Origin of the sequence: Mesorhizobium sp. M1334 (genome assembly GCF_040317995.1) — a bacterium.
Lineage (GTDB): Bacteria > Pseudomonadota > Alphaproteobacteria > Rhizobiales > Rhizobiaceae > Mesorhizobium.
The window spans coordinates 56522-82684 of the sequence record NZ_JAMYLM010000023.1 but is presented as its reverse complement, the minus strand read 5'-3'; the positions used below and the strand labels follow the sequence as shown (position 1 = coordinate 82684).

Annotated in this window: 25 protein-coding genes; 5 read left to right on the top strand and 20 right to left on the bottom strand. The window is 62.2% G+C overall.

Annotated features, from left to right (window positions below):
* Positions 1-386: 386 nt before the first annotated feature.
* The gene (locus NKH17_RS27560; RefSeq protein ID WP_352898863.1) at positions 387-977 is read left to right on the top strand and encodes a hypothetical protein; all 591 of its coding nucleotides are present in this window, start codon (positions 387-389) and stop codon (positions 975-977) included.
* A gap of 102 nt (positions 978-1079) precedes the next feature.
* Here the strand turns inward: NKH17_RS27560 and NKH17_RS27555 are convergent, their stop codons facing one another.
* The 4 genes from NKH17_RS27555 to NKH17_RS27540 are packed head-to-tail and all read right to left on the bottom strand — an operon-like array spanning position 1080 to position 3702.
* Entirely contained in the window at positions 1080-1634 is a 555-nt protein-coding gene (locus NKH17_RS27555; RefSeq protein ID WP_352898860.1) for a DUF2076 domain-containing protein, read from the bottom strand.
* A gap of 32 nt (positions 1635-1666) precedes the next feature.
* Entirely contained in the window at positions 1667-2374 is a 708-nt protein-coding gene (locus tag NKH17_RS27550; protein WP_254817208.1) for a Bax inhibitor-1/YccA family protein, read from the bottom strand.
* A 24-nt stretch (positions 2375-2398) separates the two neighbouring features.
* The gene (locus tag NKH17_RS27545; RefSeq protein WP_352898857.1) at positions 2399-3172 is read right to left on the bottom strand and encodes an anti-sigma factor family protein; all 774 of its coding nucleotides are present in this window, start codon (positions 3170-3172) and stop codon (positions 2399-2401) included.
* The gene (locus NKH17_RS27540; RefSeq protein WP_502910633.1) at positions 3172-3702 is read right to left on the bottom strand and encodes a sigma-70 family RNA polymerase sigma factor; all 531 of its coding nucleotides are present in this window, start codon (positions 3700-3702) and stop codon (positions 3172-3174) included. Before NKH17_RS27540 ends, NKH17_RS27545 begins: the two co-directional genes overlap by 1 nt.
* A 211-nt stretch (positions 3703-3913) precedes the next feature.
* Here NKH17_RS27540 and NKH17_RS27535 point away from each other — a divergent pair, with 211 nt between their 5' ends.
* Both NKH17_RS27535 and mazG read left to right on the top strand, forming a co-directional pair.
* Positions 3914-5098 carry an amino acid aminotransferase gene (locus NKH17_RS27535; RefSeq protein ID WP_352898851.1) on the top strand — a complete coding sequence of 395 codons (1185 nt, stop codon included), beginning with the start codon at positions 3914-3916 and terminating at the stop codon, positions 5096-5098.
* Between the two features lie 136 nt (positions 5099-5234).
* Positions 5235-6059: a nucleoside triphosphate pyrophosphohydrolase gene (gene mazG / locus NKH17_RS27530; protein ID WP_352898849.1), complete on the top strand. Its 825-nt coding sequence runs from the start codon at positions 5235-5237 to the stop codon at positions 6057-6059.
* A gap of 5 nt (positions 6060-6064) precedes the next feature.
* On the opposite strand, the gene hflX is transcribed toward mazG, so the two are convergent.
* The 8 genes from hflX to dusB all read right to left on the bottom strand — a co-directional run bounded on the left by hflX (position 6065) and on the right by dusB (position 16190).
* Positions 6065-7456 carry a GTPase HflX gene (gene hflX, locus NKH17_RS27525; protein WP_352898846.1) on the bottom strand — a complete coding sequence of 464 codons (1392 nt, stop codon included), beginning with the start codon at positions 7454-7456 and terminating at the stop codon, positions 6065-6067.
* Positions 7457-7702 carry an RNA chaperone Hfq gene (gene hfq, locus NKH17_RS27520; RefSeq protein WP_006202172.1) on the bottom strand — a complete coding sequence of 82 codons (246 nt, stop codon included), beginning with the start codon at positions 7700-7702 and terminating at the stop codon, positions 7457-7459. It lies immediately after the preceding gene.
* 145 nt (positions 7703-7847) lie between these two features.
* The gene (locus NKH17_RS27515; protein WP_352898845.1) at positions 7848-8711 is read right to left on the bottom strand and encodes a D-amino-acid transaminase; all 864 of its coding nucleotides are present in this window, start codon (positions 8709-8711) and stop codon (positions 7848-7850) included.
* Between the two features lie 89 nt (positions 8712-8800).
* A complete protein-coding gene (gene ntrX, locus NKH17_RS27510; RefSeq protein ID WP_254817201.1) occupies positions 8801-10162 on the bottom strand; it encodes a nitrogen assimilation response regulator NtrX in 1362 nt (453 codons plus the stop codon).
* The gene (locus NKH17_RS27505) at positions 10152-12437 is read right to left on the bottom strand and encodes a sensor histidine kinase NtrY-like (RefSeq protein ID WP_352898842.1); all 2286 of its coding nucleotides are present in this window, start codon (positions 12435-12437) and stop codon (positions 10152-10154) included. Before NKH17_RS27505 ends, ntrX begins: the two co-directional genes overlap by 11 nt.
* A gap of 128 nt (positions 12438-12565) precedes the next feature.
* Positions 12566-14026, bottom strand: a complete 1461-nt coding sequence (ntrC, locus tag NKH17_RS27500) for a nitrogen regulation protein NR(I) (RefSeq protein WP_352898840.1) — start codon at positions 14024-14026, stop codon at positions 12566-12568.
* A complete protein-coding gene (locus tag NKH17_RS27495) occupies positions 14023-15165 on the bottom strand; it encodes a two-component system sensor histidine kinase NtrB (protein WP_023675075.1) in 1143 nt (380 codons plus the stop codon). Before NKH17_RS27495 ends, ntrC begins: the two co-directional genes overlap by 4 nt.
* Entirely contained in the window at positions 15162-16190 is a 1029-nt protein-coding gene (gene dusB, locus NKH17_RS27490; protein WP_352898837.1) for a tRNA dihydrouridine synthase DusB, read from the bottom strand. The genes NKH17_RS27495 and dusB overlap by 4 nt, the downstream gene beginning before the upstream one ends.
* Before the next feature lie 180 nt (positions 16191-16370).
* On the opposite strand from dusB, the gene NKH17_RS27485 reads away from it, so the two are divergent.
* Together NKH17_RS27485 and NKH17_RS27480 are read left to right on the top strand one after the other, a co-directional pair.
* Positions 16371-17591, top strand: coding sequence for a bifunctional 2-C-methyl-D-erythritol 4-phosphate cytidylyltransferase/2-C-methyl-D-erythritol 2,4-cyclodiphosphate synthase (locus NKH17_RS27485; RefSeq protein ID WP_352898834.1), 1221 nt, complete (start codon positions 16371-16373; stop codon positions 17589-17591).
* Positions 17588-18097, top strand: coding sequence for a CinA family protein (locus NKH17_RS27480; protein ID WP_254817196.1), 510 nt, complete (start codon positions 17588-17590; stop codon positions 18095-18097). The genes NKH17_RS27485 and NKH17_RS27480 overlap by 4 nt, the downstream gene beginning before the upstream one ends.
* Here the strand turns inward: NKH17_RS27480 and NKH17_RS27475 are convergent.
* The 8 genes from NKH17_RS27475 to pdhA all read right to left on the bottom strand — a co-directional run bounded on the left by NKH17_RS27475 (position 18073) and on the right by pdhA (position 26040).
* Positions 18073-18534, bottom strand: a complete 462-nt coding sequence (locus tag NKH17_RS27475) for a type II toxin-antitoxin system RatA family toxin (protein ID WP_352898831.1) — start codon at positions 18532-18534, stop codon at positions 18073-18075. The two genes, NKH17_RS27480 and NKH17_RS27475, sit on opposite strands and share 25 nt — an antisense overlap.
* Positions 18535-18546: 12 nt before the next feature.
* The gene (gene lipA / locus NKH17_RS27470; RefSeq protein ID WP_352898828.1) at positions 18547-19512 is read right to left on the bottom strand and encodes a lipoyl synthase; all 966 of its coding nucleotides are present in this window, start codon (positions 19510-19512) and stop codon (positions 18547-18549) included.
* A gap of 137 nt (positions 19513-19649) precedes the next feature.
* On the bottom strand, positions 19650-19907 hold the full coding sequence (locus NKH17_RS27465; RefSeq protein ID WP_023675081.1) for a GlsB/YeaQ/YmgE family stress response membrane protein: 258 nt from the start codon (positions 19905-19907) through the stop codon (positions 19650-19652).
* Between the two features lie 98 nt (positions 19908-20005).
* A complete protein-coding gene (lpdA, locus tag NKH17_RS27460) occupies positions 20006-21451 on the bottom strand; it encodes a dihydrolipoyl dehydrogenase (protein ID WP_352898826.1) in 1446 nt (481 codons plus the stop codon).
* An 11-nt stretch (positions 21452-21462) separates the two neighbouring features.
* Positions 21463-22101, bottom strand: a complete 639-nt coding sequence (locus NKH17_RS27455; RefSeq protein WP_352898824.1) for an SGNH/GDSL hydrolase family protein — start codon at positions 22099-22101, stop codon at positions 21463-21465.
* A gap of 136 nt (positions 22102-22237) precedes the next feature.
* Entirely contained in the window at positions 22238-23614 is a 1377-nt protein-coding gene (locus NKH17_RS27450) for a pyruvate dehydrogenase complex dihydrolipoamide acetyltransferase (RefSeq protein ID WP_352898822.1), read from the bottom strand.
* A gap of 17 nt (positions 23615-23631) precedes the next feature.
* The gene (locus NKH17_RS27445; protein ID WP_352898819.1) at positions 23632-25035 is read right to left on the bottom strand and encodes a pyruvate dehydrogenase complex E1 component subunit beta; all 1404 of its coding nucleotides are present in this window, start codon (positions 25033-25035) and stop codon (positions 23632-23634) included.
* A 15-nt stretch (positions 25036-25050) separates the two neighbouring features.
* Positions 25051-26040 (bottom strand): pyruvate dehydrogenase (acetyl-transferring) E1 component subunit alpha, encoded by a 990-nt coding sequence (gene pdhA, locus NKH17_RS27440; RefSeq protein WP_352898914.1) that lies wholly within the window; start codon positions 26038-26040, stop codon positions 25051-25053.
* Positions 26041-26163: the final 123 nt, after the last annotated feature.

Genomic DNA, 26163 nt, shown 5'->3' with positions numbered 1-26163 from the left:
GGGCAGACACATTCTCCACGGCGATCTCCTGTTGAGTGAGTGGTTCGATGCAGCCTCACCCTGACAGAGCGCCGGCCGCTGTTCACTCCTCATGGGATCTAAAGCCGAGGCGCCAAGCTTGAAACGCGCCCGACCGGGCTGCGCAACCCCGACCAACTGCGCCCGATCGGGCGCTTGTGTCAGCGCCAGGAAGCGCGTCACTGTCGCATTTCTACTTTGCTGGACCCTGCCCCTCGCAAACGCAGGATGCGACATTTCTACTTTGCAGAGCGAGCGACATTTCTACATCACCGCCACAGGGGCGCGCGGGAGTTGGACAAGGTTTCCATCCCGCTGCCGACGGCCAGGCGCGAAGATTCGCAACCGGCATGCTACGGTTGCGAATCATGAAGCGACTTGGGCTCTTCACAAGTTTCGTCCTCACCCTCGCCTGCGTGCTCACTGGCGCGCGAGCGCAGCACTTTGATCGTGCTCCAGGCGAGAACGACCTGGCTTTCGCCAAACGTGTTGTCGGGTTCGCCGACAATGCTGATCCGCACACCACAGCCGTGAGCTGGAGCGGCCTCCAGACACTCTTCGTCGATTACCAGACCGCTGAGGACTATCCGGAACGCCCGCTCGTCGCGCTGCAACGGCTAGCTGACAACAGATATCGCGCAATCCAGGTCACGATCGGTGAACAAGAGGGCGACACGCCGGACATAGCGCTCGGCCTCGCCAACGCCGACCACGACCCGGCAAAGGAACTGATCGTGATACTTTCCTGGGCTCAGATGCACTACGATGTCGAAGGGACGCTCTACGAAGTTCGCATCTTCGATGGCCCCAGGCCAGGCCAGAAGGCGCTGACTCAATTGAAAGCGAGCCGGAAGTTCGACGCCACATGCGACTGCCATTGGCGCGACGGCACAACGAAGCACTTCCGCTTCAAGACGATCGCAGCGGTCAAGACTGAACTGAAGCGCCTGGGTTATTAGCCGCCGGCGAGGGCTCGCTTCCCGGATGCTGCCCTCGCCATCTCACCTATGCTGACCCGCAATCGTCACCAGCGCCGGCACAGGCACAGTCTGGGTCGCTCGTCAGAACTCCATATCACCGAAGTCACCGCCATTGTCGGAGCTGGCATGGCCTGCCTGATCGGCTTCGTCCGGCTGCGGCGTCGGCTGTTCATCTGCCTTCGCTTCGCTGCCGCCAAACATGCCGGCGATCGCGTTGCCGAGCAGCACTCCGCCGGCCACGCCCATCGCGGTCTGCGCAGCGCCAGCAAGAAAACCGCCGCCTGCCCGCTGTGGCGTGTCCTGCGGCCCTTCAGTTGCAACGGAGGCGGCGCGCCCTACCCGCGGAACCGAGCCCGAGCGCCTGCCGCCGCTGCGGCCGAAGAAGCTGCTGAGCGGTCCACCGCCGGCGGGCTGCTGCGCCTGCTCTTCCAGTTCTTCGATGCGCGCCTGAGCTGCGTTCAAGGCCTGCTCCTGCACCACGATCGTCTGGGCCATGTAATATGGCGCGCCAGGCTGCTGGCCGATCTGATCCTGGATGAAGCGCTCTGCTTCCGCATCGCGCGGCGGCGCCTGGCGCTCGACATTTGCCAACTTCTCGAAGAGGTGTCCGATCGCCTGCTGATCGTTTCTGTCCATGATATCCGCCTCCGGTCGTGGTCCGACGCCGGCTATTCGCGCTCGCCGGTGAAGTTCAACAGCAGTTGGAAGATGTTGATGAAGTTCAGATAGAGCGAGAATGCACCGAAGACAGCGAGCTTCTGCTGTGATTCCGCACCGAAGTTTTCCGCATACTGCTCCTTGATAGTCTGGGTATCCCAGGCGGTCAGGCCGATGAAGACGGCGATGCCGATCACCGAGATCGCGAACTGGAGCGCGGTCGAGCCTAGGAAGATATTGACGATGCTGGCGATCACCACGCCGATCAGGCCCATGATCAGGAACGACGAGAACTGCGTCAGGTCGCGTTTGGTCGTGTACCCGTAAAGGCTGGTCGCGCCGAACATGGTGGCGGCGATGAAGAAGGTGCGTGCGATGCTGGTGCCGGTAAAGACCAGGAACACGGAAGCCAGCGACAGCCCCATGACCGCGCAGAATGCCCAGAACATCGCCTGGGCGCCGGCCGCCGACATCGTCTGCATCCGGAACGAGAACAAGAGCACAAAGGCCAGTGGTGCCAGCATAACCACCCATTTCAGCGGGGTGGAGAAGATCGGCACGTAAAGCGCGGGTGTGGAAGCCACCACGAAGGCGATCACGCCCGTAACGACGAGGCCAAGGCCCATGTAGTTGTAGACGCGCAGCATGTGCCGGCGCAGGCCTTCGTCGTAGACGGCTCCGGCTCGGGCTCCGGCCCCGATATATCCGAGATTGTTCATTTGGTTCTCCTTCTTGAAGGTCGATCAGTAAAGCGTCTTGGCGAGCGCTTCGGCCGTGAGATCTATGCCTTGGATGTCGCTACGTGCGACGACCGCGTAGGCGACCTCGCCGATCTGGAAATAAGCTGAGGAAACATCGCCCGAGGGAACGACAGTCGGCTTGACGACGTCGAATGTCCCGGGCCTGGTTGCGAACAACGAGACCAGCCCCATCTCTTTCGTCTCGACAGCCATCTCGACGCTCGGGCCGAACTGCGATGGGTAGATCTGCACGTCGCGGACCGTCCAGTCCGCTGGCAGCGATGGCATAATGATCGCCGTCGCGGCGCGAATTTCGTCGGCATTGTAGCCGGGCGCTTCGGGTTGCGACGACATCGCCTCGCGCACGAGCGTCGTGCGGTGCGCCCGGACCGCGTCCTCCACATAGGCGGGCGGATGGGTCGAAGCGACGACTTCCGTCACCGATATCGGTCCGATGAACCCGTTCGCAAGCCAGCCGGCGGCGACGAAGACAGCGACTGCCGCCGCTCGCTGCAAAGCACCAAGGACGCGGCCGCGCGCCAATCCCCGCTCCAGCCGCCGTGCAGCATCGGCCGTCGCGGGCCGCGCCATGCCTTTCGATCCGGCAAGCGCCACGCGCAATTCGTCACGCATCCGCAGGTCGGACATCACCCGTGCGGCCGCCTCCGGGCGGGCCGAAAGGAACGCCTCGACCTCGATGCGACGCGCCACGTCCAGCTGATCGTCGACATAGGCGTCGAGATCGGTGTCGGTCACGGGATCGCGCAGTTGGTTCATCATCGACCTCCGACGATCTTCAGATGGCCTTTCGCCCGTGCCGGTGCCGCGTCCTCCATCTCGCGGAGTGCCGCACGTGCCCTGCCGACGCGCGACATCAGCGTGCCAAGCGGCACGCCGCTAACCTCGGCCGCCTCGCTGTAGCTGAGCCCCTCGATGGCGACGAGATGCAGCGCGCAACGTTGCTCTTCCGGCAATGTGAAAAAAGCGTCGCGCACCTGTGCCAGACGGACCGAATGTTCCTGCGCAGCCTGGACGCTGGCCTCGGCGAGATAGCCGGCCTGTTCGATGCGCATTGCTTCGGATTTGCGGGATCGCAAGCCGTCGATGAACGCGTTGTGGACGATCGACAGCAGCCATACGCGAAGGTTTCCGCCGGAGCGGAAGCTGCCGCGTCGCTCATAGGCACGCACCAGCGCATCATGCACCAGATCCTCTGCATCGGCGCTGTCGCGTGTCAGCGAGCGTGCATAGCGGCGCAGTGAACCGAGCTGTCCCAGAATGTCGAAGCGTGGCATCGGCCGTTTCATGTCCTGTTTACGGAGCAGGTCGGAATTTTAATCCCGCTCTCCCCGAATTTTCGGCTCGCCGCGCTCTCTCTGGGAGATATCGCGCCTGCCCTCGCCCGGCAGATAGTATCGGCCGCCCTCGAGGCAAACCGACGCCGAGTTGGCGCATATGAAACTGCTGGCAAAGCACGGCCGGTTTGCGTATCACTCCGCCGCCAACGGAAACTTATCGATGTTCGAAAATCTCCAGCCCGCGCTTGCCGACAAGATCCTGGCCTTGATCGGCCTCTATCGCGCCGACCCGCGTCCCGACAAGGTCGATCTCGGGGTCGGCGTCTATAAGGATCGCGACGGCAAGACGCCGGTGATGCGCGCGGTGCGCGAAGCCGAAAAGCGGTTGCTGCACGGCCAGGATACCAAGACCTATCTCGGCCTTGCCGGGGATACCGCCTTCAACGCGGCGATGGCCAGGTTGGTGTTCGGCCCAGCCGCCGACATGACACGCATTTGTGCGGCACAGGCGCCTGGCGGCTCCGGCGCGCTGCGGCTGGTGGCAGAGCTGCTGAAAAGGACCCGCACCGACGCGATGGTCTGGCTGTCGGATCCGACGTGGCCGAACCACACGCCGGTGATGCGCGCGGCTGGCCTGCAGACACGCGAATATCCCTATTTCGACGCTGCTTCTGGTGCGGTTCGCTTCGACGACATGCTGAATGCATTGAGAACCGCGAATCCTGGCGACGTCGTATTGTTGCATGGCTGTTGCCATAACCCGACGGGCGCCAATCTAGACATCCCGCAATGGGCTGCCATTGCCGATCTTGTCGTTGAGCGCGGTCTGCTGCCCTTTGTCGACATCGCCTATCAGGGCTTTGGCGACGGGCTTGATGCGGATGCCGTCGGCTTGCGCGTTCTGGCGGCAAAAGTTCCGGAAATGGTCGTTGCCTCGAGCTGCTCGAAGAACTTTGCCGTCTATCGCGACCGAGTCGGTGCAGCGCTGATCATGGCGAAAGACGGCGCGCAGGCGGATTTGGCGATGGGCCAGATGCTGTCGGCGGCACGTGCCATGTATTCGATGCCGCCGGACCACGGCGCGGCGGCGGTGCGCATCGTGCTCGAAGACCCCGCATTGCGTTCCGATTGGGAGGCAGAGCTTGAAGAGATGCGGCTGCGCATGCTGCGGCTGCGCGTCCAGTTCGCCGAGGCGCTGCGCCGGCAGTCCAACTCCGACCGTTTCGATTTCGTCGCCAGCCATCGCGGCATGTTTTCCCGGCTCGGCCTGTCGGAAGAGCAAGTCGAGCGGCTGCGCGCCGAGCATGGCATCTACATGGTCGGCGACAGCCGCATCAACGTTGCCGGGCTGCCCGAGGACGGCATGGATGCGCTCGCCAAGGCGATCGTCTCCGTGCTCGACTGATGCTTTTGCTAACTAGGATCTTCCGGAAACCGGCTTCCACTTTCGTATCATGGTCTGGCGACCCATCTGTGGACAAGGCGCCCTCACCGGCTGAAGCCGTTGGCCGCACAGCCGTGTACAGGATAGCGTTTCCCAGATGAAACCCTCGAAAGATATTTCCCGGCTGATCGAGATCATGGCAGCGCTGCGGGCGCCGGAAACCGGTTGCCCGTGGGATATCGAGCAGGACTTTTCGACAATCGCGCCATACACGATCGAGGAAGCCTACGAAGTGGCGGACGCCATTGCGCGCGGCGACCTCGACGATCTGCGGGATGAGCTCGGCGATCTCCTGCTGCAAGTGGTCTACCACGCGCAAATGGCCGAGGAGGCCGGCGAATTTTCATTCGGCGATGTGGTCCAGGCCATCACCACAAAAATGATCCGCCGCCACCCCCATGTCTTCGGCGACGACAAGGCGCGCAGCGCCGGCATGGCCAAGGGCATGTGGGAAAAGATCAAGGCAGAGGAAAAGGCGGTGAAGCGCAGTGCGCGCCTCACCCGTGGGCTCGACCCGGAAGACCATGGCAAGGGCTTTCTCGACAGCGTGCCGGTCGCGCTGCCCGCGCTGACCCGGGCGCTCAAGCTGCAGGAAAAGGCCGCCCGCGTCGGCTTCGACTGGAGCGAGGCGGCACCGATCCTCGAAAAGATAGAGGAGGAGATCGGCGAATTGCGCGAAGCGCTGGCCAAAGGCGACAGCGCGCCGATCAAGGATGAGTTCGGCGACATGCTGTTTGCGGTCGTCAATCTCGGCCGGCACCTCAAAATTGATTCCGAAGCGGCACTCAGCGGCACCAACGAAAAATTCCGATCGCGCTTCCACTATGTCGAGCGGACGCTGCAAGCGTCGGGAAACAGCCTCGAAGAAGCGACGCTGGACGAGATGGAAGCGCTCTGGCAGCAAGCGAAAAGCGCGAAGTAACGCCCCTACCCGTTGTTTTGACGGCGCAATCGGCTTTCGATCTCCTGCCGGGCGCTGTGCGTGGCCTTGAGCGCGATGGTCACGCTGCCATCCTCATTGTCATCACGCAAGACGATGTCGCCGTTGCGGTAAAGCCAGTCGACGACGGCGAGTTGGTCGGGCTTGAGCGTGACGGTGAACGTCTCCAGTTCGCCCGACATCATCGTCTCGATGATCGCCTTCAGCGCATCGATGCCCTCGCCGGTCACCGCCGATATGGCGATTGGCGGTGCCTTCTTGCCGTCAGCACCATCAGCAAGCAGCCGCGCCCGGTTGCCCTCGTCGAGCCGGTCGATCTTGTTCCATACTTCGATGACTCGCTTGCTATCGCGGGCATCGACGCCGAGATCGGCAAGGATGCGCTCGACATCTCCGGCCTGCGCGGCCGTATCGGGATCGGAGATGTCGCGCAGATGAATGACGAGGTCTGCCTCGACCACTTCCTCCAGCGTCGCCCTGAAGGCCGCGACCAGATGCGTTGGCAGGTCGGAAATGAAGCCGACCGTATCGGAAAGGATGATCGGCGTACCGTGCGGCAGGCGCACGCGGCGGAGCGTCGGGTCGAGCGTGGCAAACAGCATGTCTTCGGCCAGCACCCCTGCTCCGGTCAGCCGGTTGAACAGCGTCGACTTGCCGGCATTGGTGTAGCCGACGATCGCCACCACCGGAAATGGCACCTTCTTGCGCTTGGCGCGGTGCAGGTCGCGGGTGCGGCGCACGGTTTCGAGCTCGTGCTTCAGCTTGGTGATCTTGTCCTGCAGCACACGCCGATCCGACTCGATCTGGGTCTCGCCAGGACCGCCGAGAAAGCCGGCGCCGCCGCGCTGGCGCTCGAGGTGGGTCCAGCTTCGGACAAGGCGGCCCTTCTGGTAGTTGAGATGGGCAAGGTCGACCTGCAGCGTGCCTTCCTTGGTGCGGGCGCGCTCGCCGAAAATCTCCAGGATCAGCCCGGTGCGGTCGAGCACCTTGGCGTTCAACTCTTTTTCGAGGTTGCGCTGCTGTACCGGGGTCAGCGGATGATCGACAATGACCACTTCCGCGTGGCCCTCTTTGACGATCTCGGCGAACTCCGCGACCTTGCCGCTGCCGAGCAGGGTCGCCGGACGTGGATCATTGACGGTCACCACCGCCGTGTGGACCAAGTCAAGGTCGATGGCGCTGGCGAGGCCGACCGCCTCGTCGCGACGGGCCTCGGCGGAACGGGTCAGGCGCGGACGATTGGTATCGTCGTCGCCACGCGGCTGCCGGGTAAGCACCGGCACGATGACCACCGCCCGGGTCCGACCGTTGGCCTCTGTCCCGGTCTGATGTGCTGGTTTTCCGCGAACGCTGCGGTCCGCGTCTTTCTCACGTGCCAATCAGGCGCCCTGGCTTTCCTCACCATCGAACATTTGAACCGGCTGGCTCGGCATGATCGTGGAAATAGCGTGCTTGTAGACAAGCTGGGAATGGCCGTCGCGACGCAGCAGAACGCAGAAATTATCGAACGAAGTGACCACGCCGGTCAGCTTCACGCCGTTGATGAGAAAGATGGTGAGTGGGTTTTTGCTCTTGCGAACTGAATTCAGGAACAGGTCCTGAAGATTTTGCGATCGTTCCGCCATTGTTCTTGTCTTTCGCCGATCCCCTTCGGTTTGCAGGCCAATGCGCCAAATTAGCCGGCACATGTCAAGCACGCAAACACCATCTTGCCGTCAGTAACGACAAGCAGAACGAGATATATTGATGTTCATTCCATCTGTGCGGTTATCAGGCTGGACTTTTTTCCGCAACGTCAAAAAAGGCCTGCCGTAATGAAACTGTTATCGAGCCCGGGTGGCCGTTGGCGACGGGAGCGCCATCGATCGCCACCACCGGCATGGCAATCGTGGTTGCAGAGCTGATGAAAACCTCGCGCGCGGCCTTGGCTTCGGCAACCGAAAAGCCGCGCTCCTCAATCTTCAGGCCGAGCTTGGCGGCGACATCGAACAGCGTCGTGCGGGTGATGCCGCGCAGGATGCCGTGCTCGGCGGGCCGTGTCACCAGCACGCCGTCTGTGGTGATGATCCACGCGTTCGACGATCCACCTTCCTTGACGGTACCGTCAACATCAACGAACCAGGCCTCCTGAGCGCCGGCTTCCTTGGCTTTCTGCTTGGCCAGCACGTTCGGCAGCAGGCCGACCGACTTGATATCGACCCGATCCCATCGGTTCTCCGGCACCGTGATGACCCGGATCCCGCCCTCGGCCCGCTTCGCGGCAACTGCAGGATCGGCTTTTTTGGCGGTCACCACCAGTGACGGCTTCGTGCCTGCCGGCGGGAAGAAAAACTCGCGGCTGGCGACGCCGCGTGTCACCTGGACGTAGACCAGACCGTCGACGACATGGTTGCGGCGGACCACCTCGCGCATGACGAGCGGCAGCACGCCGCGCGTGATCGGCCAATCGATCGAGAGTTCGGTAAGCGAGCGGTTCAATCGAGCGAGATGGCGCGGCATGTCGACGATGAAGCCTCGTGCCACCTCGCAGACCTCGTAGACGCCATCGGCGAATTGATAGCCACGGTCTTCGATATGCACGGAAGCTTCGGCGTGAGCGACATAGCGCCCGTTCACATAGGCAATGCGCGGCATGGCTAATCCCTGGAGGAAGTCCCAGCTTTCTTAAGCGATTCCAAGACGACCGTAACCGATAATTGCGTGGGCCACGACTGGTTTGGCTGTCAGACGCCCAGCGACTTCAGCTTGCGGTGCAATGCAGAGCGTTCCATGCCGATAAACTCTGCCGTCTTCGAGATGTTGCCGCCAAAACGGTTGATCTGGGCGATCAGATAATCCTTTTCGAATTGTTCGCGTGCTTCACGCAGCGGCAGCGCCATTATGTGCTGATCGGACTTGTTTGGAGTGCGCGGCATGACGTCGCCGATCTCGGCAGGCAAGAGGTCGGCGGTGATCGGCGCATCGACATCGTCGCCACGCGCCAGGATCATTAGACGCTCGACATTGTTTCGCAACTGCCGAACGTTGCCCGGCCAGTTGTGCGCCTGCAGCACCGCCAGCGCGTCGTCGCCGATGCGACGCGGCTTGATGCCGGCCTGGCGAGCGATCTGCTTCATGAAATTGTCGACCAGATAAGGAATGTCCTCGCGACGCTCGGCCAGTCCCGGCACCATGACCGGAACCACGGCCAGGCGATGATAAAGGTCCTCACGGAAACGGCCGTCGGCGATCATGGCTTCGAGGTTCTGCGAGGTCGACGAGATGATGCGCACGTCGACCTTGACCCGCTTGGTGCCCCCTACCCGCTCGAACTGCTGTTCGACCAGCACGCGCAGGATCTTGTTTTGCGTCTCGCGCGGCATGTCGGCCACTTCATCGATGTAGAGAATGCCGCGATGGGCTTCCTCCAGCGCGCCGACCTTGCGTTCGACGCCGTTCGATTCGGTGCCGAACAGCTCGATCTCCATACGCTCAGGCGTGATGTTGGCGGCGCTCAGCGTCACAAAAGGTGCACTCTTGCGCGCCGACAATGCGTGGATGGCGCGCGCCGCCAGTTCCTTGCCCGAGCCGGAGGGGCCGATAATCATGACGCGGCTGTTGGTCGGCGCGACGCGCTCGATGGTCTGGCGCAATTGGCTCATTGCCGACGACATGCCGATGAGGTCGAAAGTCTCGCCGCTGCGCAACTTGAGATCCGAAACCTCGCGTCTCAATTTGGACGTTTCAAGCGCCCGTTCGGCAATAAGGATCAGCCTGTCGGCCTTGAACGGCTTTTCGATAAAATCATAGGCGCCGCGGCGGATGGCCGAGACCGCCGTTTCGATATTGCCGTGGCCCGAGATCATCACCACCGGCAGGTTCGGGTGCATCGTCTTGATCTCGTCCAGCAAAGCGAGGCCATCGAGCCGCGAACCCTGCAGCCAGATGTCGAGGAAGATCAGCCGGGGTGCTCGGTCGGCGACCGCCGCCAGCGCGCTGTCGGCGTCGAACGCCGTGCGTGTTTCGTGACCTTCGTCGCTCAGGATACCGGCGACGAGTTCGCGGATGTCTTCCTCGTCATCGACGATGAGAATATCAGACGCCATTACCGACCTTTTCAGTTTCTTTTTCGTGTTCCGTCTTGCCCTCGCCGCGTATCGGAACTGTGGCGGCAACCGGCAGGATGATGCTGATCATTGCACCCCGCCCATCGTGGAAGTCCGCTGGTGCATCGTGCAATTCGAGTCGCCCGCCATGGTCCTCCACGATCTTCTTGACGATAGCGAGGCCAAGCCCGGTGCCTTTCTCGCGTGTCGTCATGTAAGGCTCGAGCAAGCGCTGCCGGTTTTCGCGCGGCAAGCCCCTGCCGTTGTCGATGACGTCGATTCGAATCGCGCCATTCTGACGCCCGGCTTGAATCCGGATTATGCCGTGCGGACGATCCTCTGCATCAAGTCCGTCGATGGCTTCGGCGGCATTCTTGATGACGTTGCCGAACGCCTGCGCCATCAGGCGGCTGTCGAACGTGCCTTTGAGCGGCTCATTGCCGAAGACGCGCTCGAAGGTGATGTCGGCGCGGCTTACTTCGACCAGGAACGAGGCCTCGCGCAACGAATCGCGCAGATCGATTGCCTTCATTTCCGGTTTCGGCATGCGGGCGAACGCCGAGAACTCGTCGACCATGCGGCCGATGTCCTCCACTTGCCGGATGATGGTGTCGGTGCATTGATCGAAAACCTCACGGTCCTCGGTGATGACCTTGCCGTAACGGCGCTTGATGCGCTCGGCCGAAAGCTGGATCGGCGTCAGCGGGTTCTTGATCTCGTGGGCGATGCGCCGCGCCACGTCGGCCCATGCAGAGGAACGCTGTGCCTGGACCAGATCGGTAATGTCGTCGACTGTCACGACGTAGGACTTATCCTCCGAACCGTCGTCGCCGGCTTCAATCGTGATCTGCACGTTGAAGGTCCGTTCGGTGCCGGCACGATAGAAGGTGACCTGTTCGCGATAGACCGGCTTGCCCGATTTGCGGCCGATCTCGAAAACGCGGCCGACATGCGGCAGCACGGTGGAAAGGTTCTGCCCAAGCGCTGCCGGCGCCGATATGGCCAGCATCGTTTCGGCCGAACGGTTGACGATGGTGACGATGCCATATGGATCGACGCCGATGACCCCGGCGGTGACGCCGGCAAGCACCGCCTCCGAAAAGCGCCGTCGCTCGTCGATCAAATCCTTGGCCGACAGGATCTCGTTGCGCTGCGATTTCAGCTCCATCAGCATCTTGTTGAAGGTGTCGCCAAGCGAGGCGACGTCGCCATCGGAGGGGCGGACAGGCACGGCTACGTCGAGATTGCCGGTAGCGACCTCGTCGGCCGCGCCGATGAGCTGACGAATCGGCCGCACCAGGCGGTCGGCCACCGCAATGCCGGTCCAGATGGCGGACAGGATGATGATCAGCGTCAGCGACAGATAGGGAAGCGCGAAAGCCACTTGCGAGGTGCGGCGATTGTCTTCGAGACCGCGATATTCGGCTGTGTTGGATTTGACGATCTGCCGCGCCTTGATCACCTCGGGATCGACGAGGCGGATGGTGTAGAGATAGAGGCCGTCGATCTCGCGCAGCTTGACGATGGCACCCATGATGTTGCGGGTGCGCGGTTCTATCAGCACCGGCTTGCCGTCTGCAGCGCTTGCCACGGCGCCCTCAGGCGGCTCTGGCATAGCAAAGTCCGCGTCGGTCTTGGCGCTCATGACGAAGGAACCATCGGGCTTGATGAGTGCCGCGTGCGCCAGCGAGCGACCCACCGCCTCCTTGTTCATGAGGTCGAGGAAACCGGTACGATCGAGGCCGTAAAGCGTGCGCGAAGCGTCGAGGTCGTAAGCCATCGACAACGTCGTGCCCTGAAGATTTCGCGCGTTTTCCTGCACGTAGGCGTCAGCGATCGACAACGACGAATTGACGATCGTCTTGGTGCGGATCTCGAACCAGCGGTCGAGGCCGATGTCGAGCGTGATCGACGCGATGATCGCCACCATGATCGCGGGGATGGCGGCGACCAGCGCAAACATCGCCACTATGCGCACATGCAGGCGCGACGCAGCCTTGCCATGCCGTCGTGCCATCAGGATGCGATGCACCTCGCGGCCGACCAGCAAGATCAGAAACAGGACGAACGCCGCATTAAGCGCAATCAGCGCCAGGGTCGTCCTCGCGTCGGGCGTGATCGGCGTCGCGCCGACCAGAATGGCGAAGGAGATCGCCGCCGTCACCAGCGCACCGGCGATGGCGATCACGCCCGGCAGCGCAAGCAGCCGGCGACCGTCTCGCGCGCCCGTATTGCTAAAAAGCGATTTGCTCAGTGTCGGTGCGTGCAGGGCCATGTCGCCGTCTAGAGCCAGTGATTGCGTCGGATGTATGCAACGCATTGTGGCGATTATGCAACAAGTGTGGCCGAGACGGAAATCTTTCGGCAATCGATCCCCTGGAAAGCGCTCGTAAAGGGATTCGTCTAGACCTGCCTGGACGATTTGTAGACGTTGACGCCGAGTTCGCGAATCTTCTTGCGCAGCGTGTTGCGGTTGAGCCCCAGCAATTCGGCAGCCTTGATCTGGTTACCGCGCGTTGCGGTCATCGAGGCGAGGACCAGCGGATATTCGACCTCGGAGAGGATTCGCTGATAGAGCCCGCCCGGGGGCAGGTCGCCGGCAAACGAGGCAAAATAGCGTTGCAGGAAATGCTCCACCGCCTGGCCGATGGAAAGGTCGTCGGGAATGAGATTGCCGCCACCTGGAACGACAGGCCTTTCGCCGGTCTTCAACTCCGCCTCGATGATCTCGGCGGAAATCTCGTCCTGCGAATACAGTGCGGCCAGCCTGCGGATGAGGTTTTCGAGTTCGCGCACATTACCGGGCCATGGGTAGCGCTTCATCAGCTCGATGCCGCCGGTGGAAATGCGCTTGGTCTGCAAGCCTTCACTGACGCCGAGCTTGAAGAAGTGGCGGACGAGGTCCGGAATGTCCTCCGACCGCTCGCGCAGCGCCGGCAGCCTGAGCGGCACAACGTTCAAGCGGTAGAACAGGTCCTCGCGGAAAAGCCCCTGATTGATCAGCGTGCGCAGGTCCTTGTTGGTGGCAGCGACGATGCGCACGTCGGTCTTGATCGGCGTGCGGCCGCCGACCGTGGTGTATTCGCCCTGCTGCAACACACGCAGCAGCCGCGTCTGCGCTTCCATCGGCATATCACCGATCTCGTCGAGGAAGAGCGTGCCGCCTTCGGCCTGCTCGAAACGGCCGGTGGAGCGGTTCTGCGCGCCGGTAAAGGCGCCCTTCTCGTGCCCGAACAACTCCGATTCGATCAGGTCGCGCGGGATCGCCGCCATGTTGATGGCGACGAAGGGACCGCCTCGGCGGCGGCCGTACTCATGCAGCGCGCGCGCCACCAGTTCCTTGCCGGTACCCGATTCTCCGCTGATCATGACCGTCAGGTCGGTCTGCATCATGCGCGCCAGCATGCGGTATATGTCCTGCATGGCCGCCGAGCGGCCGACCAGCGGCATCGTTTCCGGCGGCTCGTCGGCCCGCGTATCGATCTTCGGCCGCCGCGGCTCGGAAAGAGCGCGGTTGACGATGTTGAGCAGCTCGGTCAGGTCGAACGGTTTCGGCAGATACTCGTAGGCCCCGGTTTCGGAGGCACGAATTGCTGTCATGAACGTGTTCTGCGCGCTCATGACGATGACCGGCAGTTCCGGTCGCGCCTTCTTGATGCGCGGCAGCATGTCGAAGGCGTTCTCGTCAGGCATGACAACGTCGGTGATAACCAGATCGCCCTCGCCCGCCGCAACCCAGCGCCACAGCGTCGAAGCGTTGGAGGTGACACGCACGTCGTGGCCGACGCGCGAAAGCGCCTGGTTGAGGACAGTGCGGATGGCTGCATCGTCGTCGGCGACGAGAATATTGCCGCGAACGGTCATTTGCGGTCTCCTTCACCGTCGTCGTCGGTGCCAAACTGGGTTTCTTTCCACGCCGGCATCAGGATGCGGAAAGTGGTGCCGCGCGGGGTCGATTCGCATTCAATGATGCCGCCATGCTCGCCGACGATCTTTGCGACCAGCGCCAGACCGAGACCGGAGCCGTTCGGCTTGGTGGTGATGAAAGGATCGAAGAGGATCGGCAGGATGTCTTCGGAAACACCCGAACCGTTGTCACGCACGCAGAATTCCAATGGCAGCGATACGCGGTCCTGGGTCCCGGGTACGGAAACACGGATGCCTGGACGGAAGGCGGTCGACAGCATGATCTCGCCCTGCGGATCACTGCCGATCGCCTCGGCGGCATTTTTTACCAGATTGAGAAACACCTGGATGAGCTGGTCGCGATTGGCAAAAACCGGAGGCAATGATGGATCATAGTCCTCCAGTATCTTGATCCGCTTGGCAAAACCGTTCTTGGCGATTGCCTTGACATGGTCGAGCACGACATGGATGTTGACAGGGTAGCGGTCGATCGGCCGCTCGTCGGAAAACACCTCCATGCGGTCGACCAGCGAGACAATGCGGTCCGTCTCGTCGGTGATCAGCCTGGTCAGTGCGCGATCCTCGTCGGACGCCGACAGCTCTAGCAACTGCGCAGCACCACGAATGCCGGACAGCGGGTTCTTGATCTCATGGGCAAGCATCGCGGCGAGGCCGGTGACCGAGCGTGCCGCACCGCGATGCGTCATCTGCCGGTCGATCTTGTCGGCCATTGAGCGTTCCTGGAACATCACCACGACCGAGCCTGGAAATTCCGTCACTGGTGCGACGTAGAGGTCGACCACCTTCTCGATGCCGAGACGTGGCGACGACACGTCGACCCGGTATTCGTTGACCGGCGCCCGGCGCTCGCGCACCTGGTCGACAAGCGTCAGCAGCGGGCTGCCGAAAGGAATGAGCTTGTGCAGCGTGTTGCGGGCGAGCATCGTGGCGCTCGACCGGAAAAAATCCTCGGCATCGGCATTGGCGAAGGTGATGAAACCTTGCGGATCGACCATGATTACCGGCCGGCGAATGGTGTTGAGCACAATATGCGCGGCGTCCGCCATATCCGTGCTCTGTGTGACGGTGGCGTTCATGCCGCACTCCGCAGGGTCGCCGCTTCGGGAGCGGTTGAAAACATGTCGCGCAGCAACGCAATGACACGCCCAGGCTCGAAAGACGTGAGTATGGTCTTGCGCCGGTCGTCGCTTGTGCCGCCGGCGTGGCGGTCGAGATACCAGCCGAGATGCTTGCGCGCCTGGCGCACTCCGCTTTCCACGCCATAGAGCGCCAGCATGTCTTCGTAATGGGCAATGACGTAGTCGGCCAGCGCTTGCGGGCTTTCCGGCATGCTGGATACCGGCTCGGCCAGCGCGGCCGCTACAATGCTGCCGGCCGTCCACGGCGCGCCATAGTGCGCGCGGCCGACCATCACCGCGTCGGCGCCAGACTGCTCGAGGATCGACGCGGCCTCTGCCGGCGAGCCGACATCGCCATTGGCAACGACCGGGATCGAGACCGCCTGCTTGACGCGTGCGATAGCACGCCAGTCGGCCTTGCCCTGATAGAACTGGCAACGCGTGCGGCCGTGCACCGTCACCATCTTCACCCCGGCCTGCTCGGCGCGTCGCGCCAGCATCGGCGCGTTGAGCGCGCCTTCGTCCCACCCGAGCCGCATCTTGACCGTGACTGGCACCGCGATCGCGCCGACTACCGCTTCGATCAGCGACAACGCGTGGTCGAGGTCTCGCATCAGTGCCGAACCGGCATAGCCGCCCGTCACCTTTTTGGCCGGACAGCCCATGTTGATGTCGATGATGTCGGCGCCTTCACCGACCGCGATTCGCGCGCCCTCGGCCATGTGCATCGCCTCGCGGCCGGCAAGCTGGACCATGTGGACAGGCAGCCCGGAATGACGGATGCGCAGGCCGGAACCAGCCCTGCCCTTTGCAAGCTCACCGCTCGCCACCATTTCCGATACGACCAGCCCGGCGCCATGCGCGTGGGCGCGTTGCCGGAACGGTTCGTCGGTGATGCCCGACATGGGCGCGAGAAATACGCGATTGCGGATTCTCACGCCACCCACATCCAGCGGCGAAGCTAATTTGGTCACATCAGGCATGCACAAAAACCAAGCACCTTCGATTGCTGCACATTCTCTAGCCAGAACGACGGCAATGTGCAACGCGCAATGTCGTGACATTAAGGCGCATTTGGGAAAAAACGGATCGCCGCACCGCATCAATCCTGGGTCTTTCAAAAGCGATACCACTTTTCGGGATCATGCGTTAAGCGTCTCGGCATGAGAGATGTGAGCGAAAAGCAAGCTGCGGACGACAAGGTCGCCGTGGTCATCGTTGCTGCCGGCCGCGGCGCGCGCGCCGGACAGGCCAATGGGCCGAAGCAGTACCAGCAAATTGGCGGCGGCGCCGTTATTGCACGCACGCTCGGTGCCTTTCTGATGCATCCGAAGATTGGACCTGTCGTCGTTGCTATCCATGCCGACGACGGCGCGCTTTTCCGCCGTGCGGCCGGTGCGAACGCCGACCGTGTCGTCACTGTGACCGGCGGTACGTCACGGCAGGAGTCCGTCCGCCTTGGACTGCTGGCGTTGAGAAGCAATGCACCGGGCCGGGTCCTGATCCATGATGCGGCCCGGCCGTTTGTCGATGCGGAACTGATAGACCGCACGATCGCAGCTATTGGCGAGCGCCAGGGGGCACTGCCTGCTTTGCCGGTTGCCGATACGCTCAAGCGCGAAACGGCAGAAGGCATGATCGGCGAAACCGTGTCCAGGGCCGGGCTGTATGCCGCACAGACACCGCAAGGCTTTCCGTTCTGGCCGATTCTGGCTGCGCACGAAAAGGCTCATCATCTGGGCAAAGCGGATTTCACCGATGATGCGGCAATCGCCGAATGGGCGCATATTCCGGTGAAGATCGTTCCTGGCTCGCCGGAGAACGTCAAACTGACCTGGGCACGGGATATTGCAATGGCGGATCAGCGGCTTTCTAGCGCCCCACGTTTTCCCGACATCCGAACGGGCAATGGCTATGACGTCCATGCGTTCGAGCCCGGCGACCATGTCACCCTGTGCGGCGTCGCCATTCCACACGACAGGAAATTGTCCGGCCATTCGGATGCCGATGTCGGTCTCCACGCCTTGACCGACGCCCTGCTCGCCACCTGCGGCGCCGGTGACATCGGCACGCATTTCCCGCCCTCCGACCCGCAGTGGAAAGGGGCCGCTTCACGCATCTTCGTCGAACACGCGGCCAAGCTGGTGCGCGCGCGCGGCGGGCGCATCGCCAACGTCGATATCACCCTGATCTGCGAGGCGCCGCGCGTCGGCCCGCATCGCGAGGCCATGACCGAAACGCTTTCCGCAATCCTGCGAATTTCGCTCGATCGCATTTCGATCAAGGCGACAACCAATGAGAAGCTCGGCTTCGTCGGCCGTGAGGAAGGCATAGCGGCCATCGCGACCGCCAGCGTCGTGTTTCCAGGGGATGTCCCCGAGTGAGCAATAGCGATCTCGCAGATGCCCTGCTTCAGGCCTGCCAGCAGCGCGGCATCACGCTGGCGACGGCCGAGAGCTGCACCGGCGGCATGATCATCGCCGCCCTGACCGACATCGCCGGCTCTTCCGCGGTGGTCGATCGCGGCTTCATCACCTATTCCAACCAGGCCAAGACCGAGATGCTCGGCGTCTCGGCCGCTACGCTCGAGGCGCACGGCGCGGTCTCGCGCGAGACCGCAGTGGAGATGGCGGCCGGAGCCTTGGCCCATTCGCCGGCCGGGCTTGCACTGGCGGTAACTGGCATCGCCGGTCCGGCCGGCGGCTCGGCGGAAAAACCTGTCGGCCTGGTCTGGTTCGGCGTTGCCGTGGCTGGCCGGCCGGTAGTCAGCGAATGCCAGCTGTTCGCCGACAAGGGCCGTGATTTCATCCGCCGGGAGACGGTCCGGCATGCGCTTGAGCTGGGTCTGCGCGCGCTCGCTGCGGATCAGGCTGCCGATGGCGCGCCGTAGATGATTTCGGCCCTTTTCTCGAACGCCTCGGAGAACATGCGGAAGGCGCGGTCGAACATAGTTCCCATCAACGCCCCCAAAATGCGGCTCTTGAACTCGTAGTCGATAAAGAAGCAGACGTTGCAACCGCTGCCGTCGGCCGGGTCGAAGCGCCAGACATTGCTCAGATATTTGAAAGGGCCGTCAATGTATTTGACATTGATGGCGTTCTCGTCCGGCTTCAGCAGCACCTGCGTGGTAAAGGTCTCGCGGATCGCCTTGTAGCCGATGCTCATGTCGGCGATGAGCAAGGTGCGTCCGTCGCGTTCCTTGCGTGAGCGAACCGTCAGTGCCTCGCAAAGCGGCAGGAATTGCGGATAGGATTCGACATCGGCGACCAGGGCGAACATCTGCTCCGGCGTATGCGCGACGCGGCGATGGGCTTCGAATTGTGGCATGAAACCAGTTTGTTAGGCGGACTTCCTGAGAAACGCTTCACGCGCCGCGCGTAGTCTGGCGAAATCGTCGCCGGCATGGTGCGACGAGCGCGTCAGCGGGCTTGACGCCACCAGCAGGAAGCCCTTGGTCTTGCCGATCGTCTCGAAGGACTTGAATTCCTCAGGCGTGACGAAGCGGATCACCGGATGGTGTTTCTTCGACGGCTGGAGATATTGGCCGATGGTCATGAAATCGACATTGGCCGAACGCAGATCGTCCATTAGTTGCAGGATTTCGTTCCGCTCCTCGCCAAGGCCAACCATGATGCCGGACTTGGTGAAGATCGAGGGGTCAAGCTCCTTGACCCGCTGCAAGAGCCTGATCGAGTGGAAATAGCGCGCGCCCGGCCGAACCGTCAGATAGTTAGACGGCACGGTCTCGAGATTATGGTTGAAAACATCCGGCTTGGCCGCCACGACGATCTCCAGCGCACCGTCCTTGCGCAGGAAATCGGGCGTCAGGATTTCGATCGTCGTCGACGGGGTTGCTGCCCTGATCGCACGGATGACATCGGCAAAATGCTGGGCCCCGCCATCGGCGAGATCGTCGCGATCGACGGAGGTGACGACGACATGGCTCAAGCCCATCTGCTTGACCGCATGCGCGACACGCGCTGGCTCGTCGGGATCGAGTGCGGTCGGGATGCCGGTGGCGACATTGCAAAAGGCGCAGGCCCGCGTGCAGATCTCGCCCATGATCATGAAGGTGGCGTGTTTCTTCTCCCAGCACTCGCCGATATTGGGGCAGCCCGCCTCTTCGCAAACCGTCACAAGCTTGTGAGACTTCACGATTTCGCGCGTCTCGGCATAGCCTTTCGACATCGGCGCCTTGACGCGGATCCAGTCAGGCTTGCGCAGTACGTCCTGATCCGGCTTGTGCGCCTTTTCGGGATGCCGCAGGCGCGGCGCATTGGCAATCGTATCGAGGACGGTGACCATGTGAAACCCGGCTCATTGGCAAGCGCTTGTCCAGCGCTCGCTCTACCCACGTCATCTAGGACTTTTCGGCGAAAAGAAAAAGGCCGCGATCACGCATGCCGCGGTGGCCTTTTTCGCATAGCAAGTGCCGACAGAGGTTAGCGGCGCACCAGTCGTCCGACCGCAATCAGAATGCAGGCGCCGATGAAGCCGGTGATCAGATAGGCGATCCAGCCGACGCCGAAGATGCCGATGTTCAGGGCCTGCAAGATGGCGTTCAACACGATTGCGCCGACAATGCCGAGAACGATGTTCATGAGGATGCCGGTATTGCTCTTCATGACCATCTCGGCGAGCCATCCCGCCAGGCCACCGATGATGATGGCTGCTACCCAGCCCACGCCGTTCATTTCCATATGCCCTCTCCTTGTATGATGGGTGATGCCTGCGAAACGAATTGCTCTGCCGTCGAGTTCCTTTGTGTCTTCCGTGTGAGACTCGCCCAACTAATTTATCATGCATTCAGTGCGCGACCATAGGCGTCGAGTACACTCTCCTTCATCATCTCTGACAGGGTCGGGTGCGGGAAGATCGTGTGCATCAGCTCTTCCTCGGTGGTCTCCAGATTCATCGCCACGACGAAGCCCTGGATCAGTTCGGTTACTTCTGCGCCGACCATGTGGGCACCCAGCAACTGGCCAGTCTTCTTGTCGAAAATGGTCTTGACGAAGCCTTGGTCCTCGCCGAGCGCAATCGCTTTGCCGTTTGCCGCGAACTGAAAGCGGCCGACACGGATGTCCTTTCCGTCGGCTTTCGCTTTGGCTTCTGTCAGTCCGACCGAGGCGACTTGCGGATTGCAATAGGTGCAGCCTGGGATCTTCAGCTTGTCGGTGGCATGCACGCCGGGGAAATTGGCAATCTTTTCCACACAGACCACGCCCTCATGCTCGGCCTTGTGGGCGAGCATCGGCGGTCCGGCAACGTCGCCAATGGCGTAGACGCCCGGCACGTTGGTCTTGCCGTAGCCGTCGACGACGACGCAACCGCGGTCGGTCTTCACGCCGAGCGTCTCGAGGCCGAGGTTTTCGATGTTACCCTGTACGCCGACGGCCGAGATCATACGATCGGCGGTGATCTTCTCGACCTTGCCGTCCTTCATCTCGACATGCGCGGTGACCGAACTGGCGCCCTTCTCGACCTTGGTTACCTTGGCTTCGAGGATGATCTTCATGCCCTGCTTCTCGAACTGCTTTTGCGCAAACTTCGACACTTCGGCGTCCTCGACCGGCATCACGGCTGGCAGCAGTTCGACCACCGTCACCTCGGCGCCCATGGTGCGGTAGAACGAGGCGAACTCGATGCCGATGGCGCCCGAGCCCATCACCAGCAGCGATTTTGGCATCTCTTTCGGCACCATCGCCTCGAAATAGGTCCAGATCAACTTGTCGTCAGGCTCGATGCCGGGCAGCGCGCGCGGCCTGGCGCCGGTCGCCAGAATGATGTGCTTGGCGCTATAGGTGCCCTCACCCTTGACGCCCTTGGGCGCCGGCGGCTGCGGCTCCATCGGCTTCTTCGACGATTTTGACACGACGATCTCGCCAGGTTTGGTCAGTTTGGCTTCGCCCCAGATGACGTCGACCTTGTTCTTCTTCATCAGGAAGCCGACGCCGCCGTTGAGCCGCAGCGAGACCTTTCGTGACCGATCGACGACGGCGGCTGTGTCGACGCTGACCTTGCCATCGTTCTTCAGGCCGTAGTCCTTCAGATGATCCGAATAGTGCATGATCTCGGCGGAGCGCAGTAGCGCTTTGGTCGGAATGCAGCCCCAGTTGAGGCAGATGCCACCCAAGTGCTCGCGCTCGACGATCGCCGTCTTGAAGCCAAGCTGCGCCGAACGCACTGCAGTGACATAGCCGCCGGGGCCGGAGCCGATGATGATGACGTCGTAGTTCTCAGCCACGGCTTTCTCCTTCACAATTCCAACATGAGGCGCACGAGCGGCGCCAGCGCTTGCCCGACGTTCCGCGTGTTTTCGGCATCGAGATGGACGCCGTCGAGCGGCGTGGTTTTGGCCACCGTGCCGGCATCGAAGAAGCCACAGCCGGCCTCGTCGGCAAGGGCGGAATATTGCGGCGCCAGCCGCTTTGACGCGTCATCGCCGCCAGCGAACATTTCCTTGAACTCGGCGTTTTCCGTGCGGCTGACTACGGGCGGCGCGACGATCAGGATCTGCGGCGCCGGCCAATTGAACGGGTAATCGTGACCGCGCACGATATCGATCAGGCGTTGCATGCCTTGCTTGGCCGCGACCGGATTACCATGAATCCACGGCTTCATATCGTTGGCGCCGAGCATGATAATGATCAAGTCGATCGGTGCGTGCGTCGTCAGGATTGTTGGCAACAGCCTTGCGCCATTGCGGTCCGCCCCGGCCAAGTGATCGTCGAAGGCTGTGGTTCGGCCATTCAGGCCTTCGGCGATGACCTCGACGCCGCTGCCCAATGCTGCCTGCAGCACGCTCGGCCAGCGATCTTCCAGCGGGTGCCGGCCGAGGCTTGCCGCGTCATAGCCCCAGGTCAGCGAATCGCCATAGCAGAGGACCGTTTTCATGCGTTTTCCCCCTCCAACAAAGACCTATCCGCAATCGCTACCGCTCGAACAGCCAATGTACGATAATCGTTTACGAGCCGGATTGGATGGAGGCGAAAAGGCTGGTGTAGAATTTCCGCACCGCCCTGTTCCCTGCTTAGACCAGCATGCCCATCGGATTTTCGATCATGCGCTTGAAGGCGACGAGCAGCTCGGCGCCAAGCGCACCGTCGACTGCGCGGTGATCGGTCGACAGCGTCACCGACATGATTGTTGCGATCTTGATCTCGCCGTTCTTCACCACCGCGCGTTGCTCGCCGGCGCCGACCGCCAGGATCGTCGCATGCGGCGGGTTGATGACGGCAGAAAAATCCTTGACGCCGAACATGCCGAGATTGGACACCGCCGTGGTGCCGCCCTGATATTCTTCCGGTTTCAGCTTGCGGCTGCGGGCGCGGCCGGCAAGGTCCTTCATCTCGTTGGAGATGACGGACAGCGTCTTTTCGTCGGCACGGCGGATGATCGGGGTGATCAGGCCGCCGGGGATCGATACGGCAACCCCGACATCGGCGTGCTTGTGCTTGATCATGGCGTTTTCTGTCCACGACGCATTGGCATCCGGAACCGCCATCAGCGCCATGGCCAGAGCCTTGATGACCATGTCGTTGACCGAAAGCTTGTAGGCCGGCGTTTCGCCCTTCTCGGTCTTCTGCATCGGGGCGGCCGCATTGATCTGCGTGCGCAGGGCCAGAAGTGGATCAAGTTCGCAGTCGAGCGTCAGATAGAAATGCGGGATGGTGGTCTTGGCCTCGACCAGCCGCCGCGCAATCGTCTTGCGCATACTGTCATGCGGGACAAGATCGTAGGAACCTTCGGCGAACAGTTTGAGCACCTGCTCGTCCGGCATCGCCTTGGGTGCTGCGGCGGCAGGCGCCGGAGCGCCAGCGGGGGCCGCTTTTGCTGCTGGTGCCGCCTTGGCGCCGCCACCGGAAATTGCGGCATCGACATCGGCCTTTACCACGCGGCCGTGGGGGCCGGAGCCGGTCAGCGCCGCGACATCTATACCGGCTTCGCTGGCGATGCGCCGGGCCAGCGGCGAGGCGAAGATGCGCTCACCGTTTGCATGGCCGTTGGCGGCCGGCGCCGCTTCCGCCTTAGCTGCAGGTGCGGCAGGCTCCTGCTTCGGCGCTTCGGGCTTTGGTGTTTCAGCTTTGGAGGCGTCCGCTTTCGGAGCCTCAGCCTTTGCCGGCGCAGCGCCGTCACCGCTTTTCGCGGCGGCCGCCGCATTCTCCCCCTCAGCCGCCAGCACCGCGATCAGCGCATTGACCTTGACGCCTTCAGTGCCCGCCGGAACCACCAGCTTGGCGACCGTGCCTTCGTCGACGGCTTCGACTTCCATCGTTGCCTTGTCGGTCTCGATCTCGGCAATCACGTCTCCCGGCGAGACCTTGTCGCCTTCCTTGACCAGCCACTTGGAAAGGTTGCCCTCTTCCATTGTGGGCGACAGCGCCGGCATGGTGATGTTGATAGGCATTTTGTCCTCCGCCCTGCTCAGCGATATGTGACGGCTTTGACCGCCTCGACGACCTCGCCGACATTGGGCAGCGCCAGCTTTTCGAGGTTCGCTGCATAGGGCATCGGCACGTCCTTGCCGGCAATGGTGATGACCGGTGCGTCGAGGAAATCGAAGGCGCGCTGCGAGACCTGATTGGCGATATGGTCGCCGACCGAGTTCTGCGGAAAGCCTTCCTCGACCACCACCAGGCGATTGGTCTTTTTGACCGAGGCGATGATCGTGTCGAAGTCGAGCGGGCGGATGGTGCGCAAGTCGATTATCTCGGCATCGATGCCCATGCCACGCAACTCCGCCTCGGCCTTAATCGCGTAGGTCATGCCGATGCCGAACGAAACGATGGTCACGTCCTTGCCGGATTTGTGAATGCGCGCCTTGCCGATCGGCAGCACGAAATCGTCCATCTTCGGCACGTCGAAGGAGTGGCCGTAAAGGATTTCGTTCTCGAGGAAGATAACCGGGTTCGGGTCGCGGATCGCCGCCTTAAGCAGACCCTTGGCGTCGGCGGCGGTATAAGGCATCACCACCTTCAGGCCGGGAATATGGCTGTACCAGGCGGCATAGCATTGCGAATGCTGCGCGGCGACGCGGGCAGCCGCGCCGTTCGGGCCGCGAAAGACGATCGGGGCACCCATCTGGCCGCCAGACATGTAGAGCGTCTTGGCGGCAGAATTGATGATCTGGTCGATCGCCTGCATGGCGAAGTTGAAGGTCATGAATTCGACGATCGGCTTCAAGCCGGCCATCGCCGCGCCAACACCAACGCCGGCAAAGCCGTGCTCGGTGATCGGCGTGTCGACCACGCGCCGCGGACCGAATTCCTGCAACAGGCCTTGCGTGATCTTGTAGGCGCCCTGGTACTCGGCAACCTCCTCGCCCATGACAAAGACATCGCCGTCGCGGCGCATTTCCTCCGCCATTGCATCGCGCAAGGCTTCACGTACCGTGGTCGAGACCATTTCGGTGCCGGCCGGGACGTCGGGATCGGCGGCAATTTCCAGCTTGGGTGCGGCGGCAACAGGTGCTGCAGCTTCGCTCTTGGCCGGAGCAGCCGCGGGGGGCGGAGCAGCCGCGGGCGCTTCCGCTTGCGACTCAATGGCCTCCTCGCCGATACCTTCGCCTGCCTCGTCGACGTCTTCGCCATCGACGGCCAGCACAGCGATCAGTGTGTTGACTTTGACACCCTCGGTGCCGGCAGGAACCACGATCTTGGCAAGCGTGCCGTCGTCCACGGCTTCGACTTCCATCGTTGCCTTGTCGGTCTCAATCTCGGCAATGGCGTCACCGGCTACGACCTTGTCGCCCTCTTTCTTCAACCACTTGGAAACATTACCCTCTTCCATGGTCGGCGAGAGGGCGGGCATGAGAATTTCGATCGGCATGTCCTTGCCCTCTCGTTAAAGTACGATGTCGGTCCAGAGCTCGGACGGATCCGGCTCCGCGTCGTTCTGGGCAAATTCTGCGGCGTCGGCGACGACGTCGCGGACTTCCTTGTCGATGGCCTTGAGTTCGTCCTCGCTTGCCCATTTCTTGTCGAGCAGCCGCGCCTTGACCTGCTCGATCGGGTCACGTTCGGAGCGCATTTTCTGCACTTCTTCCTTGGAGCGGTATTTTGCCGGATCCGACATCGAATGGCCGCGGTAACGATAGGTCTGCATTTCAAGAATGAGCGGCCCGTTGCCTGCGCGGCACCATTCGGCGGCGAGGTCGCCGGCGGCCTTAACGGCGCGCACATCCATGCCGTCGACCTGGATGCCTGGAATCTTGAAGGAGGCGCCGCGGTGCGAGAAATCCGTCTCGGCCGAAGAGCGCGAGACCGAGGTGCCCATGGCGTAGCGGTTGTTCTCGATGATGTAGATCACCGGAAGCTTCCACAGCGAGGCCATGTTGAAGCTTTCGTAGACCTGGCCCTGGTTCGCTGCGCCATCGCCGAAATAGGTCAGCGTCACATTGTTATTGCCGCGATAGCGGTTGGCGAAGGCAATGCCGGTGCCGAGCGACACTTGCGCGCCGACGATGCCGTGGCCGCCGTAAAAATGCTTCTCCTTGGAGAACATGTGCATGGAGCCGCCCTTGCCTCTCGACAGGCCGCTACGGCGCCCGGTCAGTTCGGCCATGACGCCGCGCGGTGACAACTCCATGGCCAGCATATGACCATGGTCGCGATAGGCGGTGATCATCTGGTCGCCATCGATCAGCGCCATCTTCATGCCGGTAACGACCGCTTCCTGGCCGATGTAGAGGTGGCAGAAACCGCCGATGAAGCCCATGCCGTAAAGCTGGCCGGCCTTTTCCTCGAAGCGGCGGATGAGCAGCATGTGCCGGTAGGCGGCAAGCTCCTGGTTTTTGGTGAATTCAACAGGCTTCGGGGTGGAAAGGCCCGGCATCTTGCCGTCTGATTTGGATTTGGCAGGCGCTTTTCTGGTGGCGGTGGCCATGCATCACTCCCTGTTGGCGTCTCTTGGCGGACAGCGAGGGAGATCAGTTCTCCCACCGATTTGAGGCAGGCT

Coding starts and splice junctions, on each gene's coding strand:
- NKH17_RS27515 (WP_352898845.1), bottom strand. CDS start 8,711: ATGCCGCGCATTGCCTATGTGAACGGGCGCTATGTCGCTCACGCCGAA.
- NKH17_RS27485 (WP_352898834.1), top strand. CDS start 16,371: ATGAGAGATGTGAGCGAAAAGCAAGCTGCGGACGACAAGGTCGCCGTG.
- NKH17_RS27445 (WP_352898819.1), bottom strand. CDS start 25,035: ATGCCGATCGAAATTCTCATGCCCGCCCTCTCGCCGACCATGGAAGAG.
- NKH17_RS27545 (WP_352898857.1), bottom strand. CDS start 3,172: ATGAACCAACTGCGCGATCCCGTGACCGACACCGATCTCGACGCCTAT.
- hfq (WP_006202172.1), bottom strand. CDS start 7,702: ATGGCGGAACGATCGCAAAATCTTCAGGACCTGTTCCTGAATTCAGTT.
- NKH17_RS27550 (WP_254817208.1), bottom strand. CDS start 2,374: ATGAACAATCTCGGATATATCGGGGCCGGAGCCCGAGCCGGAGCCGTC.
- lipA (WP_352898828.1), bottom strand. CDS start 19,512: ATGGTCACCGTCCTCGATACGATTGCCAATGCGCCGCGCCTGCGGCAT.
- NKH17_RS27535 (WP_352898851.1), top strand. CDS start 3,914: ATGTTCGAAAATCTCCAGCCCGCGCTTGCCGACAAGATCCTGGCCTTG.
- dusB (WP_352898837.1), bottom strand. CDS start 16,190: ATGCCTGATGTGACCAAATTAGCTTCGCCGCTGGATGTGGGTGGCGTG.
- NKH17_RS27465 (WP_023675081.1), bottom strand. CDS start 19,907: ATGGAAATGAACGGCGTGGGCTGGGTAGCAGCCATCATCATCGGTGGC.
- ntrC (WP_352898840.1), bottom strand. CDS start 14,026: ATGACCGTTCGCGGCAATATTCTCGTCGCCGACGACGATGCAGCCATC.
- pdhA (WP_352898914.1), bottom strand. CDS start 26,040: ATGCCGGGCCTTTCCACCCCGAAGCCTGTTGAATTCACCAAAAACCAG.
- NKH17_RS27495 (WP_023675075.1), bottom strand. CDS start 15,165: ATGAACGCCACCGTCACACAGAGCACGGATATGGCGGACGCCGCGCAT.
- NKH17_RS27560 (WP_352898863.1), top strand. CDS start 387: ATGAAGCGACTTGGGCTCTTCACAAGTTTCGTCCTCACCCTCGCCTGC.
- NKH17_RS27475 (WP_352898831.1), bottom strand. CDS start 18,534: ATGCCACAATTCGAAGCCCATCGCCGCGTCGCGCATACGCCGGAGCAG.
- NKH17_RS27505 (WP_352898842.1), bottom strand. CDS start 12,437: ATGGCCCTGCACGCACCGACACTGAGCAAATCGCTTTTTAGCAATACG.
- NKH17_RS27540 (WP_502910633.1), bottom strand. CDS start 3,702: ATGAAACGGCCGATGCCACGCTTCGACATTCTGGGACAGCTCGGTTCA.
- NKH17_RS27555 (WP_352898860.1), bottom strand. CDS start 1,634: ATGGACAGAAACGATCAGCAGGCGATCGGACACCTCTTCGAGAAGTTG.
- NKH17_RS27450 (WP_352898822.1), bottom strand. CDS start 23,614: ATGCCTATCAACATCACCATGCCGGCGCTGTCGCCCACAATGGAAGAG.
- ntrX (WP_254817201.1), bottom strand. CDS start 10,162: ATGGCGTCTGATATTCTCATCGTCGATGACGAGGAAGACATCCGCGAA.
- mazG (WP_352898849.1), top strand. CDS start 5,235: ATGAAACCCTCGAAAGATATTTCCCGGCTGATCGAGATCATGGCAGCG.
- NKH17_RS27455 (WP_352898824.1), bottom strand. CDS start 22,101: ATGAAAACGGTCCTCTGCTATGGCGATTCGCTGACCTGGGGCTATGAC.